Origin of the sequence: Halomarina ordinaria (assembly GCF_030553305.1) — an archaeon.
GTDB classification, from domain to species: Archaea; Halobacteriota; Halobacteria; order Halobacteriales; family Haloarculaceae; genus Halomarina; species Halomarina ordinaria.
The window spans coordinates 24163-37880 of record NZ_JARRAH010000004.1; the positions used below are offsets into that span (position 1 = coordinate 24163).

Below are 13718 nucleotides of genomic sequence, written 5' to 3' on the forward strand. Positions count from 1 at the left end.
GACGGTATCTGACTCATCCAGAGGATACGGGGCTGTAGTCGTTAGATAGCCTGTTTTCGCCCGGTTACAACTCCACAAGGGTCCATATTTTTATACCCAGAGTTCGAGGGGGTTCATAATGGGACGAGAGGGACGTAGAGCAGGATCGAATAATCCGGAAGGTGAGGAGGATCGTGAATCTTCTGCTGCTGATCCTGAAACTCCTGAATCGACGGATGAGGAGGTGGCGTCTCCTGGCACGTCACAAACGACCTTCGAAAACGGATCAGATCCCGCTGATTCGTCTCAAGAAGCAACTAATGGCGACGGTGGCGGCATCTCAATTCGTGATAGGCTCCAAACCGAGTCGTCCGGCGGGGTCTTCGCGAACAAAGACCTCGTCCGGTCAGATACCATCATCGACGAGGACCGGATCGTCGGTCGTGACGACCAGCTAGGCCGTGTCGTCGACAACCTAAAACCGGTCCTCCAGAATGAGGGGATCCCCGATATGCTTCTGAGTGGTCCTTCTGGAACTGGGAAGTCGCTCATCATTCATGCGGTCTGCAAACAGATCGTCGAACTGTGTGAATCCCAAGGCAAGACCTTCGGGGTCATTTCAATCAACTGCGAGGGGCCGAAGACTGCAGATCGGGCTGTCTATCGGTTAGTCAAAGCTGCTGCCGACGACCTCGGCGTTGATCCTGGTGTTCCCCAAACCGGTGTCTCAACGGATCAGAAGCTGGAGCGACTGTACGAACTCATGCGAGAGTATTACGACGGTGTCATCTTCATTCTCGATGAGATCGATATGCTCGAGGGGCCGTATCAGGAAGCAGAGTACAATTCTCTCATCTACCAGCTTTCACGGGCTCGCAAACTCGCTGACTTTGATGGCCCCATCTCGCTCACAACGATTACGAACTACGCCGACTTTATGAAGGACCTCAACAGCCGCGCACAGAGTTCTTACAACCCTGACGACATCTTCTTCGATGATTACGATGCGAACCAGCTCCGTAGTATTCTCCGCAACCGGCGGGACGCCTTCAAGCCAGACTCACTTGCAGATGACGTTGTTCCGCTTGTTGCTGCGTTCGGCTCCCAAACGCACGGGGATGCGCGGAAAGCGATTGATCTCCTCAGATGGGCTGGTGAATTAGCCGAGCGGCGTGGGGCTGACACGGTTATCGAGACTGATGTCCGTGATGCTCAGGAAAAATACACCGAAAACCGCAAGCTCCGGCATATCAGCGGCATTTCGACTCAAAAGAAACTCTCCATCTACGCTGTGGCGGCCACTGCCCACTACGCAAGAGAACATCCTGAGTGGATCCCTGCCGGACCTGCGTTCAAGACGTATCAATTCATTGCCGATACGATGGATGCGGACCAGTACAGTCGCGAGACGTTCGTGAATCACGTCACAGAGCAGAGTACGTACGGTGTACTGGACTTCGAGCGTCGGGGCAAGGGGCGAGGCAGAGGAGTGCATATGTATTTCTCCCTCTCCGAGGATCCGGAAACAATCATGGAGACGATCCGTGAGGATTCCCGGTTCGAAGATCTAGCTCACGAAGAGGCGACTATCAGCGCGGTTGTCCGCGAACGGCTGAAGCAGTTCCGGAGTAAAAACTAATCTCGCCCGTATTCTCCCCGCACTTACTTCTCGAAAACGGGGGGTGTTCGTATCCCGCGCGATGCGTTACAACTCGAAAACGGGGGGGTGTCATTCGTCGGGATGTCTCGTTACTACTCGAAAACGGGGGGTGGGTGAGCCAAGAGATTTGACGTGCCGGTCGATGTACTGTGCTTTCCCCTTGCCCTCTCCCATTTACAACTCGAAAACGGGGGGTGTGTCCTACGATTTCTTTGTCGTCGGTACCATCGATGATGCGGAGACGGTGGAGAAACGACGGAAATACGGGGGTGTGGTCCCTTCAAAATCAGCGTCACCCCCTCCACACACATCCTGTTACGACGGAAACGTGGGGTGGATGTCCTCTCCCTTCGAGTTTCACTCATCCGGGTTGACTGGGCCCATTCACACTCTGGGGGGTGCCGCCTGCTACGTCTCTAATAGTACTGAAAAGAACATCAGACTACAGTTCAATCTCGTCTACTCGCCGGGATTCACTGGGCCTTTGTACTTCGACGTCACCGAATCTCCTTCCCGCCACTGCCAGTAGTAGTAGCGGTTGTCGTTGATCTCCTTGATCGTGATCGTCGCCTTCGCTGGCACGTCGTCCGGGAGGTCATCGGGGCGCTCCTCGACATCGGCGTCATCCGCCTCTTCCTCCTCGAGACGAGCTTCACGCTCCTTGTATTCGGCCAACGCCTCGGCGTAGCTGGCAACGTCCCGAAGATGCTCCGATGAGGCTTCGTTGAGCGTGTTGACGATCTCCGTCGGGAGGTTCGCTGGTGGGGTCGGGGGTTCGTAGGACATCGGCTGCTCTCGTGTTAACCAACACTATCCGCGACTCCATAGTTTTGTTGGTTAAGACGATGGAGACGGTTCTCACGATGACTGTCTGTAACACTACTCGAAACTTGTTTATAAAGAAATTTCCTACTATGTTACACCGTGCTCCGGCGCATCGAGCTTGAGGTCCTCGCCACGGTCGACCGCGGCGACACTATCTCCGAACTCGCGACGAAGCTCGACCACAGCGAGAGCTATCTCTCTCGTGCCGTCGGGGACCTCGTCGAAAAGGGACTCGTCTACACGGAACGCGATGGCCGGCGAAAACGAGTCGTCCCGTCGGATGCTCGTGCCGTTGAACGCTACCAGGACCTCGTCCGCCAGCACTCCCACATCGAGTTCCCCGAGCTGCTGACCGGCAAGGCACTCGAGGTGCTGTACTACCTCGACCAGCCGCGAACCGTCTCCGAGATCGCCGACCGGAGCGACAACTACCGCAACACGGTCAACCGCATCCTCAAGCGGTTTCGCGACCGTGGTCTCGTCGGGACGGGCGACGGCCACTACGAGTTCAACGCCGACTTCGACCGCCTCCACGCGGTCGCACGTGAACTCGCACACCATCTGCATCGCCAACGCCTCGAAGCCGTCGCCCCGAAGGGCACGATTCTCTGGGAGGACTACGACGAATTCCTCGCCCAGACCGAGACGGAAATCGACGTGGAGGCGTTCCACGAAACCGGCCTCGCTCGATTCGCGGCCTTCGACCTCCAGTTCCTGCTCACCGGCCACCGCTACTACGTCTACTCCGAGGACCTCGATGCAGTCTCGCCGGCGGAGCTCTGCTGTCACACGCTGTTAATCGACGATGGCAGCCGCCACCGCTCGTACTGTCTTCTCCTGCTCAGCCACGTCGACGTCGACGAGGAGAATCTCCGAGAGCAGGCAGCGAAATACGACCTTGAAAACGAAATCGACGCCTTGCTCCGCTACCTTGAGACGCACGGCGAGGTCGCCGACGACCGGCTCCCGGAGTGGGACGAGTTCCAGAAGCTGGCGACTGACTACGAGGTGCGACTATTCTGAGACCGAACATCGTCACCAGCCGTGGCGTCTCCCAGCGTCAGTTCGGATCGTAGGGATTCGTTGCTGTATCGAGTCGATAGACATCCTCGACAGCGTCAAAATCGTCGTCAAACGCATACAGGTAGCCGAGCTCCTCGGTTTGCATATACGCGACAATGCAGGCATCGACGAAGGAGAGCGGTTCGTGTTGGCGAAAGAGGGCCTTCCCTGTCGCGAGGGCGTCGGTGGTGAGTGAGTCGATGTGGAAGCGGGCGTTTTCTTCGATACGATCGAGGAGATCGACGGCTGCGTCGTGGCCGGCGTGGGTCGTGAGGCCGTTGAGCGTTTCCGCGAGCACGTAGTCGAGGACAACTGCTTCCGGGAGCGTTCCGTCGTCGATGCCGTGGAGCACCGGGAGCGCGGCATCGTGGGATCCATCTCGTCGGTATGCGGCGGCAAAGAGGACTGTCGTATCGATGAGTGCCCGCGGCATTTACTCGACGTCGACGCCCCAGGCGTCGTGCTCGCTCGTGACATCGGTCGGCTCCTCACCAGCGTAGCCGTCGAAGTCGGCGAACGTGCCCGTTTGCTGTTGGATCACTTGGACTCGGATGCTCCCGTCATCCTCGAGCTGCCAGCGGAGCTGATCGCCATCATCGATATTGAGTTCACGCCGAATCCGGGCGGGGATGTTTGCCTGGTTTCCAGACACCTTGCTTTCGGCGTCGATTCTGTCGCTGCTCATACCTCACGGTAGGTGACCGGCCGTGAAAAGTCTAGTGTGCCGCCACACTACCACGCGCTCCAGAAGATATCGTTCTAGTTCGAGGGTGCTGGAAGGCGCCCATCCGGACGTGGAACACGACCCTGTTTTATCTCGTGATCGACGCGACGCAGATGCTTACAGCCGCCTTCGGGTGAGCGCTGCTGCCAGTCAGGGCAGGTACACGACTTGTCGATGACGTCGACTTCGTACCGGTTTCCGGACGCGGACTGAACTTCGTAGCGGCCACCTTTCGAGAGAAGCGAAACGTCCATCGCTTCGGCGACAGCACGCTTCGTTCGGGGCTCGAGATCGTCCTGTGACTTTGGGTTCTCGTCGACGACCAGTCGGTCGCGAACGTCGCCCGTTCGGCCACCGTCGGGAGCGACGGCTTCCGCAGGGCCACTAAGCCGCTCGTGGAGCACTTCCTCCACCGGATGGCCTTCCGGCCAGAGGTAATGAACCTCGCGGCGCTCGCGATGGTCATAGGAGCCGCACGCGGCTGCGCTCCCAGTCCAGACACGCCACGCCCCGAGTGCTGCCATCACGTCGACGATGACTCGCGGAACAGCCTCGTGCTTGTCGGGGTAGAACATCCGAAAGCGAGTACATTCCGCCTGCGGCGGAACCGTCTCCCACCACTCGACGTCGTCGTCCCAGCTCTCGCACATCGCCTTATCCTCCCCGTATCCAACGGTCAGGCCGTCGATCTGCGGTATCTCCATCGATGTCTCGTCAGCCTCGTCTTCGAGCAGCCGAAGGACGGCGTACCGGAGATACTCGTGATTCGGATTGTCTGAAGATTGGGCGACCTGCTCGTGGTGCTCTGCGACTCGCTCTGCCTCGTCGAGAACGGTCGGTAGATATTGGTCGGTCATGGGTCGGTGGAGACGGAAGTGCGCCTCCGCCCCTCGGCGGGCGCTGAAAAACTTAACCAACAAATACCGATCAATCGTATCCTCTGTTGGTTAACCCCTCTCTGCTCGAATGCTGAGCCGGATCGGACTACCGGAGCTAAGAATAGTATATCTGTATAGAGATAACTCTATAGGGAATACGGGGGACAAGACTAATACCGTTAGATGCGATACCGATAACTAACGATGATGGAGTACGTCGACGAGACCGCGGCGAAGATCATGGTCGCGGCCCGGCCGGGTGACTCGATCCGGCGAATCGCCCAGAAGATCGACGGCTCCTACTCGTGGGTCTACGACTGGATCGAGCGGTTGGAGGACGCAGGCTTCATCCGGCGTGAGGACGGCATCTACATCGAGAATTACGCTGTCAGGGATCGCTACTACGACCTCGTCGCGGCCATCTCTCGCGCTGTTCCCCCTTCGATCGACGACGGCTACGTCATTCCACACTTCGCCGGGATGCCCTTTGCGTACACGAAAATCGACGGCGTCTACGTCTGGACCCACGGCGGCTATCAGATCGCTCGCGGCCACGACGATTATCCGATCTTCATCCAGGTCGCCGACCAGGACGTCGAACGGTGGACAGCGTTCTTTGATGAGTTCGTGATTCCGAGCCGGATCGAAGAGCGGCCGGACGCGACCGACTCCGACGCGGCCGTCTCGTACGTGTTGTTCCCGGCGAGTGGGGAGATCACTCGCGAGTGGGTTGACGGCAATCCGGTTATTCCGTTGGATGAGGCAATCGAGCACATGTTGGAGTACCGGGTGAACTACGAGCCGGCGTTGGAGATGATCGCCGACGAGTACGACCGCGATATCGACGCGTCCCACGAGGATCCGCGTCTCAATGCATGAGCCTCGGTGAACGCGAAGACGAACTACTGGATACGCTGGAGGCAGTCATCGACGCTGACCTGCCGTACGTGCTCGTCGGTGGGTGGGCGATCGCGGCGTTCAATCAACGCTTCACCACGGACGTCGACGTCGTCATTCCGGCCCAAGCGGTCGACGACTACACTGACCTTCTCACCGACCGCGGCTACGAGAAAACGACCGATGTCGAGCGAAACGAGCTCTACGAGGGCCGGACTATCCGGTTTACGAAAGATATCGGGAATCCGGTTCAGTTCGACGCGATGGTGGACGCGCTGGGCTGTCGCCAGACGGAAGCTGAATGGTCGTATCGCTATCTGGCCCAGCACTCTGTCACCGAGGAACTGCGAACCGGGCGCCCGGTAACAGCCAGGATTCCGGAACGGGAGTTGCTGTTCGCGGTGAAACTCCACAGTGGCCGCAAGGCAGACTCTCGGGATCTGGTGGTGCTGTCTGCTGGCGCGGATTTCGACCGGATCGCGACTCATCTGCATCGCGGAGAGTCCGAGAAGCTCGCTGGTCGCATCGAGACTGTCCTCAACCGTCTCACGTCGGAGGATTTCGCAGATGCATTCAAAGGAGTCTTCGAACAGCAAACGGTTCCCGAACAGGATATCGATGCCGTCGTTGAGTTCCTTCGTGACCAGCAGCGCCGAATCGATTCTGAACGATAACATCGACTGTCGATGGGTATGTCTCGGGACCGATCGAAACACACGGGGTCGGGACGCCGAACGAATTAACCAACAGAGTGGGGTAGTACCCCAAGGCGTTGGTTAACAGCCGGGAAGGGGGTGTTCAGCCCTCGTCGATCGCCCCGATGATCTTCTGCGCGGTTGAACTAATCCGGCCGAGACGATCCTGGATCACCTCGGGATCGTCGTCCTGCCACGCGGCAAGATAGAACGCCGACCCGCTCGTATCCAGTCCGAAATACCGCCCGACGATGTACGCAACAGCTTCAGCTTCGACCTCGCGTTTCGATCGTTCGTTCTCCTCGCCGACATCGAAATGGAGCAGTGCGTGCGCGTATTCGTGAATCAACGTGACCGCGAGGTCGGCCTTGTTCGGGCGAGCTTTCGCCTCGACGACGGGTTGGCACTCGTGGAGATTCCGGTGTTTGCAGACGCCTTTCGCGTCCCTATGCTCCCACTCAGCAGCGTCGACGACACGGACGTCGACATCGAGAGTAGCTGCCGCATCAAGGAGCGCTGGCACCAGGTCGTCGGCGTCACCTGTGGCCTCGGTTTCCAGCTCGGGGAGCGGTTCGCCCTCGGTCTGAGACACATCGAAGACAGCCGTTGGCTTGAATCCGACAAGCCCTTTCGACCACTCGTCCGGCGATGTCTCGTCGTACTCACAGTCGCTTTGCTCGTGGTAACTGGGTGAATTCTCGCACTCCGGGCACTGCTTGGCAATGATCGGCGCCCAGATCCAGATGGCTGACTCGCCTTCCTGGACATATCGGTCGAACTCATTGCGCCAGGTGTTGTAGCCGGCAACTTTTCTGGCCTCGGGATACTGGAGTTTGATGAGCAGCGTGTTGCGATGCGAGTAGTCGTGGAAGCGACTCTGGATGTCGAGCCATTCTTGGAACTCCGCGCTGGCCTGTGCCTCGTCGACGTCGTCAACGAGCTCGTCAATCCACTGTTCGATGGTGCTGTTCATCTCGTCGGATCGCGTGTCGGTCTGTTCAAAGGAGACCGACGAGTTACTGGTCGTAGCCATTGTGTTCACCGAATCGAGTTCACGGCGACTGCGGCAGTTCAGGCCGCGCCGCACCCCTTAGGGGCGCAGAAAAACACGCCTCCGCGACTTCGTTCAAGTCGGGGTGGCTGTCAGGGGATGGTGTTAACAACCGCAAGTACATCAGATAAGCCAGAATGGGTCTCTTGAGTACACTCCGCAGGGCCGTCGAAGGGGAGTCATCGACCCTGTGGGAGTGCCGAAACTGTGGGGAGACACTCTCAGAGGACGCCGAAGAGTGTCCAAGCTGTGGGGCTGAGGATGTCGCCTACTACGAGCTCTGATCAGCGAAGTGCTTCCTTCTCATCAGCGAAGCCAATCGAGACGAGGTACTCGAGGAACTCGTCGAACCGCTCGACGTCGCTAGGCGTGTCGGTCGCAAGGTGGCGCGCCCACTCGATGGCCCATTGGAAGGCGGGATCCGTTCCGCCCTTGCCGTGAATGTACCACCATCGAGCCGCTTTCAGCACGACCAGCGGGTTCGTCGGTGGGTGCTCACCGGCGAGTCCACGGGTGATGGACTCGATTTCGTCGGGGATGTCGGTGAGATTGACCTCGCTTGATTGCGTGTTGTCGATATCGATCGGAATGTCGTCGATTGAGACGTTGTTTGTCTGTTGTTGGCTCACAGGAGCTCACCTCAGGCTGAGGGCTTTCGGAGAAGCCCTCGCCCTCTCCGGGGGTCCGAAAAACAGAACGTTGTGTTACGCCGGCGGGGAGTGGACATTATGCTCGTCGATGACGAAGCGGAGGGCGTGTGAGAAGATCGATTAGCTGCATCTGATGGCTTCCTATTCACAAGGCGGAACGTATTTTCCCGTAACGGTGGACCGGTGGTATATGGAGATCGGGTTGGTGAGCTGTACGAAGGCGAAGGAGGACTCGGCGTCGACGCCGAGGGAACTCTACGAGCCCTCCGCGCTGTTCCGGAAGGCCCGGAGTTACGTCGAGGAGAACCACGATGAGTGGTACGTGCTTTCGGCGAAGTACAACGTTCTTGATCCAGACGGCTCGCCGATCGAGCCCTACGACGAGACGCTGAACAACGCTGGCGGCGAAGAGCGACGAGAGTGGAGCCGAACTGTCGTCGGACAGCTACGGGAGCGCGACCTGCTCGCGGAGGGGAACACTCTCGTCATTCACGCTGGGAGGGCGTACTACGAGGAACTCCTGCCGCTGCTCCACGACGAGCCAGTCGACGTCGGGATTCCAACCGAGGGACTACGGATGGGCGAGACGTTGTCGTGGTACAATGAACGAATCTAGGTTCTACGCCGCAGATTGGCTCGGCGTAGAGTGGTCGAATTGGGGGACTCTCGATCCCGGCGGCGACCACCTATCCACGTTCTCCACTGACGAGGGGCTTTACCGCGTTCGCCATCCCGCCCGCCCCGGTCTGGAGTATATTGGCGAGACTGGGCGCAGCCTCCGTGGTCGAGTCCGTGCGCTCGCCCACGGGGCGTTCGCCGAGGAAATGCCTTATCGCGATCCACACACCGCGGCACCATGTCTCTGGGCTGTCCAGCAGGAGGAGGCCGAGAAACTGGAGGTGTCGGTCACGACGCCGACGCTCGCTGAGGACAAGCAATCTCGAAAGGCGTTCGAGGACGCGCTAATCGCAGTCTACCGCCGTGAAATGGGCGAGAGTCCGACGGCGAACTTCGGCCGGATTATTGACGGCTACCGGCAGTCGACGTACCGCAGCGGCGAGGAACGCGGCGGGCCGCTCGAACCAGGTCAGACGGAGTCTAACACTGAGGACGGTGTCGGCCCGCTGGATTGGAGCCAGAGCAACGACATGTTCTCGGAGGACTGGATGGGGCTCTTGTGGTCGTCTCCACGACCGTTGGCAGACGCGGACACGTCGATTCCGACGGACGATGGGCTGTACCGGATCTGGCGCGAGGGCGAGGCACCGCCACTGGAGTACATCGGGCAGAGTTCGAATCTCAAGTCACGGCTGTATCGTCACCGGCGAAACCGGCACGATGCGTTGCTATTCTCGTACTCAGAACTGGGGGAGCACGACGCCCAGCACAAGCGCGAAGAGGTTGAGACGGAGCTTATCGGCGTTCACTGGTTGGAAGTTGGGGAGAGTCCACAAGATCAGTTCTAGATATCCTAACTCTCTACCCTCATACCCATGTGTAGTTCTGGAATAGGTTTTTGCCCTCGGGGCTGAATCTTCTTGCAACTAAACAGAATCCCAGATGGAGAATGAAATAGAAGTCCCTTGGTCAGAACATACCGTAATCGAGAAGTCAGAACTACTGGACAACCTCTCTGATGCTGGTGAATGGCATGAAGACAAGATAAAGACGTCCTCTTTCATCGTCAGTCCAAGTTACGGAACCCTGGATTATGACGGCTTCGTGAGTTTTCTTCGGAACAAATTCATGTTCTTTGCGCTGTCGAAAGATGAGATTCAGGAGTCCGAACGCCCTCATCTTGAAGCACAGCAGCTCTCAGATTACAGGGATGATGCTAAGATGGATGGCAAGTGGGGAGAGCTGATTCTATTTACAATGGTTGAAGGTTTCCTTGACATCCCTATGATGTCGCACAAGCTTGGGTGGAAACAAAATCCGACTGATCAGGTTAAGGGATCTGACGGCCTCTTCTTCGGGGAATACGAAGGATCCCCGACGTTAGGAATTGGTGAGGCGAAGATGTACACCGATTTGGATGATGGGATTGAGGAAGCTCTTGACAGCACAGATCGATTCCACGGAGAAGATAGCCAACTCCGAAATCAGCACGAGTTAACGGTTGCTATGGGTAATCCGAGCGATAATCTCTCGAAAGAGAAGATCGAACTGCTCTCATCCCTTTTCACGGGGGAATCCCAAGATTACCAAATGCTACACCCCATCTTCGTCGGATATGAGGATGCGGAGCTGGAGGAATTCCAGACAAAGCCGGTCGAGGACGATCAGGAACTAGTAGACCAGCTCCATGAACATGTCGAGGATACTGACTTACTCTCCAAAGTAACCGACTCTCTGGAGGATGACTACAGTCATCTTCGAAAGCACTGGTTGACATTCTTTTTCCTCCCACTAGAGGACAAAGATAGGTTTGTAGAGAACGTCAAAGCGGCTATCTACCCCTGGACGACGAACCACTAATGTCTACATACGAAAACGCAGCGGACCTAGAGTTCTTCAATGACTGTCTCGATATACTGATAAAAGATTTGCTCTATAATGATCTCGGCGTTACTGATTATCGTTGGGATCAGAACTCGGAGAGTAAACTCCAAAAGAGTGCTTGGGTGGCATCACTTCTCGCTTCCAGTGATGATGAAGAACACCAATCTAAGGCCCTTTCCTTTGCGATTCTCGCATATATTGAGAAGCGAGGGACCGATGACGAGGAGATGTACGAACGGTACCTCTATATCGTTCTCTCTCGCATCGGCAATCTTCAAACGTTCAATACTGTTCGGCGAGAACAGGCAGATGTCAGCTTCGAGGAGAGGCTCATTTCCTCGCTTGACTCTGCGTTGGGCCTCGAGCTGAGTTCTGACCTCCAGCAGCACGAACTCGGTGATGGGACTGTGCTGTCCTCCTTCCAGAAGGATATCCTAAATGCGCTTCAGGCAGGGAAGGATATTGCGATATCCGGTCCGACATCTTCCGGGAAGTCATTCATACTCCGGAAATACATCCAGAGAGAGCTCGAAAGCGAGGATGGCTTCGAAGCAATCTACGTCGTCCCGACTAGAGCACTCATTGCGGAGGTGAGCGAGAAGCTCTCCAGTCTTAACGATGATCTAGACGGAGAGCAAGAGATTGAGGTCAGAACCGGCGCATATTTCGAGGAGGAATCGGAGGATCTAGAAACAGATTTGAACTCGTTCTTAGTAGTTACTCCTGAGCGGTGTCTGCGGCTCATCGACGAGGACACTAGGGCGAGAATTGAGCCAGATCTGATATTCTTCGACGAGATTCAGAACGTCCAGGACGGGCAGAGGGGTGTCTTATTCGAGGATATCATTCAATTACTCAGTGAATCCTGGCCGGAAACTCAAATCGTCGCCGCAGGTCCCTACCTTGAGGAGCCCCAGGATACTCTAAGCAGTCTAACAGACCGAGAGGTCGTACAGATCAAAACCGCATTTACACCGGTCCTTCAAATGAAGGCGATTATTCGGTTCAAGAGAGCAAAAAACCAATCCGGATCTAGACGGATGGTTGATGTTGTCCTCTACAGTCCTTCTGGAGACAAATTAGAGTTCACGATAGCCGAACCGGACGACCTCACGTATACTACGGTCAACAATAGCAAGACTAGAGCGCTGACCACCATAATCGATGAATATGGGCAAAATAGCCAAAATCTGGTATACGCCAGCAAAACCAATCTAGCCGAGGATCGAGCCGACGCTATCGCAAACAACCGGGACCGAGAGATAACGTCTGCGAGAATCGATGATCTCACCGAATTCCTGAAGAACACGATCCACGAAGACTATCCACTCATTGATCACCTCCAAAAAGGAGTGGCCTTCCACCACGGTCGCGTACCGAAGATTGCGAGAGAGGAGATAGAAGACCTCTATCGCTCGAAGGTGGGCCTGGACACAATCGTATGTACTTCCACTCTACTAGAGGGGGTGAACCTCCCCGCGGAGAAAATTTTTCTGACTAGTGCATATCGAGGGGACGATGAGCTGTCAGAACTCGACTTCCAGAACCTCGTCGGACGGGTCGGTCGCGTTGATTCCCGGTTGTACGGTTCTATCTATTGCGTTGAGGCCGAAGATGACGAATGGGTGGATGAGAAATTGGATAGCGACACGGAGGAATCGGTCAATCCTGCTACCTCACAAGCTACGGATAACCCAAACAAACTCATCACTGCGCTCGGAAGCAATGACCTTCGGCAGCTCAAAGACGCATCGACGCGGTACACGTCGATTCTCCTTCGCTCTCGCTACCTCAAATCCGACTACGATGTCGACAAATACCTCTCCAACAAGGGGCTCTCGGACTCAGATATTTCCTCAGCGAAAGACGAACTCGATCGGACTCTCGAAGACATCGAGATTCCGGAGAAACTGCTGAGGCGGAACCCAACTGTCGATCCCGTGGAGCAGAACACGCTCTACAGGCTGGTGATGAAGAACCCGGAAAGGTGGGTGATTGGTGAGAATACAGCAGAATACAGTTACGATAAACTCATGCGGATCACTCAGCAGTTGAATCAGGTATTCAAGTTCACTAAGGATGATGAATACGGGATCGATCCCTCAAACCGAGAAACCAAGCACGGAGCGCTGGAGCCGATCGTAGTAGTTGCGAATCAGTGGCTTCGAGGAGAGACGTACAATTCCATGATTGATTCTAGGCAAGCGAACGTTGAGGATGAGGGTCTGAGTAAGTGTATCAGAACGATCCTTGATCTCGTGAACGACGACGTTCGATTTATTCTGGTCAAGTATTACGGGATGCTGGTCGATATGCTAGAAGAAACCGACTACGAGATGGGTAAGTGGGCAAGCAACTTCGACCAGATGTTGGAGATGGGATCGATGAACTTCGGGGAGTTGCGTCTCATGTCGAAAGGTGTAGACCGGTCGGTTGCGCTGCAGTTAGGAATCCCACCGAACGTTGATGATGTCGAAGAATTTCTTGAAAACCGTCGAGGGAAGATCCCCAAATTCTTCGCTCGACACCTAGAGTCGCAGGGGGTCCTCTAGATTATCCGCGTCCCGCGTACTAACTCAGGCACATTTTCATAGACAACTTCGGCCGATAGTCTAGCTCATCACATTTTGGAAGCGTTCGCGTAGCGCGTCCTCGTGCTACTTTCACGGGCGCAAAAACAACCACCTTAACCAACATTCTGCCCAAAAAATCAGCTCTGTTGGTTAATCACTAAGACGCCCCCGACACCTGTCTTCGACTCTCTCGTCGGCTTTGCGTCGATAGCGTACCTGTTC

The 13718-nt window shown here is 56.2% G+C and carries 15 protein-coding genes; 9 read left to right on the forward strand and 6 right to left on the reverse strand.

What is annotated here, in order from left to right:
- Positions 1-118 precede the first annotated feature (118 nt).
- Entirely contained in the window at positions 119-1618 is a 1500-nt protein-coding gene (locus P1Y20_RS17200; protein ID WP_198662077.1) for a Cdc6/Cdc18 family protein, read from the forward strand.
- A gap of 480 nt (positions 1619-2098) precedes the next feature.
- Here the strand turns inward: P1Y20_RS17200 and P1Y20_RS17205 are convergent, their stop codons facing one another.
- Complete coding sequence (locus tag P1Y20_RS17205) at positions 2099-2425, reverse strand: DUF6788 family protein (protein WP_247010694.1); 327 nt, start codon at positions 2423-2425, stop codon at positions 2099-2101.
- Between the two features lie 138 nt (positions 2426-2563).
- Between P1Y20_RS17205 and P1Y20_RS17210 the strand changes: the two genes are divergently transcribed.
- Positions 2564-3487, forward strand: a complete 924-nt coding sequence (locus P1Y20_RS17210; protein WP_304449944.1) for a helix-turn-helix transcriptional regulator — start codon at positions 2564-2566, stop codon at positions 3485-3487.
- Positions 3488-3524: 37 nt separating this feature from the next.
- Here the strand turns inward: P1Y20_RS17210 and P1Y20_RS17215 are convergent, their stop codons facing one another.
- From P1Y20_RS17215 to P1Y20_RS17225, 3 genes are all read right to left on the reverse strand, one after another.
- Positions 3525-3959, reverse strand: a complete 435-nt coding sequence (locus P1Y20_RS17215) for a PIN domain-containing protein (RefSeq protein ID WP_304449945.1) — start codon at positions 3957-3959, stop codon at positions 3525-3527.
- Positions 3960-4211 (reverse strand): AbrB/MazE/SpoVT family DNA-binding domain-containing protein, encoded by a 252-nt coding sequence (locus P1Y20_RS17220; protein WP_135823146.1) that lies wholly within the window; start codon positions 4209-4211, stop codon positions 3960-3962. It abuts the gene before it with no gap.
- Between the two features lie 74 nt (positions 4212-4285).
- A complete protein-coding gene (locus P1Y20_RS17225) occupies positions 4286-5107 on the reverse strand; it encodes a hypothetical protein (RefSeq protein WP_304449946.1) in 822 nt (273 codons plus the stop codon).
- Positions 5108-5335: 228 nt separating this feature from the next.
- On the opposite strand from P1Y20_RS17225, the gene P1Y20_RS17230 reads away from it, so the two are divergent.
- Both P1Y20_RS17230 and P1Y20_RS17235 read left to right on the forward strand, forming a co-directional pair.
- Complete coding sequence (locus P1Y20_RS17230; RefSeq protein WP_304449947.1) at positions 5336-6007, forward strand: helix-turn-helix domain-containing protein; 672 nt, start codon at positions 5336-5338, stop codon at positions 6005-6007.
- Positions 6004-6699 (forward strand): nucleotidyltransferase domain-containing protein, encoded by a 696-nt coding sequence (locus P1Y20_RS17235; protein WP_304449948.1) that lies wholly within the window; start codon positions 6004-6006, stop codon positions 6697-6699. The genes P1Y20_RS17230 and P1Y20_RS17235 overlap by 4 nt, the downstream gene beginning before the upstream one ends.
- Before the next feature lie 124 nt (positions 6700-6823).
- Here P1Y20_RS17235 and P1Y20_RS17240 read toward each other — a convergent pair whose 3' ends face one another.
- Entirely contained in the window at positions 6824-7753 is a 930-nt protein-coding gene (locus P1Y20_RS17240) for an ImmA/IrrE family metallo-endopeptidase (protein ID WP_304449949.1), read from the reverse strand.
- A gap of 155 nt (positions 7754-7908) precedes the next feature.
- Here P1Y20_RS17240 and P1Y20_RS17245 point away from each other — a divergent pair, with 155 nt between their 5' ends.
- The gene (locus tag P1Y20_RS17245) at positions 7909-8055 is read left to right on the forward strand and encodes a zinc-ribbon domain-containing protein (RefSeq protein ID WP_304449950.1); all 147 of its coding nucleotides are present in this window, start codon (positions 7909-7911) and stop codon (positions 8053-8055) included.
- Here the strand turns inward: P1Y20_RS17245 and P1Y20_RS17250 are convergent, their stop codons facing one another.
- Positions 8056-8400: a DUF8013 domain-containing protein gene (locus P1Y20_RS17250; protein WP_304449951.1), complete on the reverse strand. Its 345-nt coding sequence runs from the start codon at positions 8398-8400 to the stop codon at positions 8056-8058.
- 211 nt (positions 8401-8611) lie between these two features.
- Here P1Y20_RS17250 and P1Y20_RS17255 point away from each other — a divergent pair, with 211 nt between their 5' ends.
- The 4 genes from P1Y20_RS17255 (at position 8612) to P1Y20_RS17270 (ending at position 13475) form a co-directional block, all read left to right on the forward strand.
- Positions 8612-9037, forward strand: a complete 426-nt coding sequence (locus tag P1Y20_RS17255) for a DUF6884 domain-containing protein (protein ID WP_304449952.1) — start codon at positions 8612-8614, stop codon at positions 9035-9037.
- Positions 9024-9887: a GIY-YIG nuclease family protein gene (locus P1Y20_RS17260; protein WP_304449953.1), complete on the forward strand. Its 864-nt coding sequence runs from the start codon at positions 9024-9026 to the stop codon at positions 9885-9887. Before P1Y20_RS17255 ends, P1Y20_RS17260 begins: the two co-directional genes overlap by 14 nt.
- Before the next feature lie 94 nt (positions 9888-9981).
- Positions 9982-10899: a HamA C-terminal domain-containing protein gene (locus P1Y20_RS17265; RefSeq protein ID WP_304449954.1), complete on the forward strand. Its 918-nt coding sequence runs from the start codon at positions 9982-9984 to the stop codon at positions 10897-10899.
- Entirely contained in the window at positions 10899-13475 is a 2577-nt protein-coding gene (locus tag P1Y20_RS17270; RefSeq protein WP_304449955.1) for a DEAD/DEAH box helicase, read from the forward strand. Before P1Y20_RS17265 ends, P1Y20_RS17270 begins: the two co-directional genes overlap by 1 nt.
- Positions 13476-13718 lie beyond the last annotated feature (243 nt).

Excerpts from the sequence above, each read along its gene's own strand:
- P1Y20_RS17200 (WP_198662077.1), top strand. The coding sequence starts at position 119 with ATGGGACGAGAGGGACGTAGAGCAGGATCGAATAATCCGGAAGGTGAG.
- P1Y20_RS17205 (WP_247010694.1), bottom strand. The coding sequence starts at position 2,425 with ATGTCCTACGAACCCCCGACCCCACCAGCGAACCTCCCGACGGAGATC.
- P1Y20_RS17215 (WP_304449945.1), bottom strand. The coding sequence starts at position 3,959 with ATGCCGCGGGCACTCATCGATACGACAGTCCTCTTTGCCGCCGCATAC.
- P1Y20_RS17220 (WP_135823146.1), bottom strand. The coding sequence starts at position 4,211 with ATGAGCAGCGACAGAATCGACGCCGAAAGCAAGGTGTCTGGAAACCAG.
- P1Y20_RS17225 (WP_304449946.1), bottom strand. The coding sequence starts at position 5,107 with ATGACCGACCAATATCTACCGACCGTTCTCGACGAGGCAGAGCGAGTC.
- P1Y20_RS17230 (WP_304449947.1), top strand. The coding sequence starts at position 5,336 with ATGGAGTACGTCGACGAGACCGCGGCGAAGATCATGGTCGCGGCCCGG.
- P1Y20_RS17235 (WP_304449948.1), top strand. The coding sequence starts at position 6,004 with ATGAGCCTCGGTGAACGCGAAGACGAACTACTGGATACGCTGGAGGCA.
- P1Y20_RS17240 (WP_304449949.1), bottom strand. The coding sequence starts at position 7,753 with ATGGCTACGACCAGTAACTCGTCGGTCTCCTTTGAACAGACCGACACG.
- P1Y20_RS17245 (WP_304449950.1), top strand. The coding sequence starts at position 7,909 with ATGGGTCTCTTGAGTACACTCCGCAGGGCCGTCGAAGGGGAGTCATCG.
- P1Y20_RS17255 (WP_304449952.1), top strand. The coding sequence starts at position 8,612 with ATGGAGATCGGGTTGGTGAGCTGTACGAAGGCGAAGGAGGACTCGGCG.
- P1Y20_RS17260 (WP_304449953.1), top strand. The coding sequence starts at position 9,024 with ATGAACGAATCTAGGTTCTACGCCGCAGATTGGCTCGGCGTAGAGTGG.
- P1Y20_RS17265 (WP_304449954.1), top strand. The coding sequence starts at position 9,982 with ATGGAGAATGAAATAGAAGTCCCTTGGTCAGAACATACCGTAATCGAG.
- P1Y20_RS17270 (WP_304449955.1), top strand. The coding sequence starts at position 10,899 with ATGTCTACATACGAAAACGCAGCGGACCTAGAGTTCTTCAATGACTGT.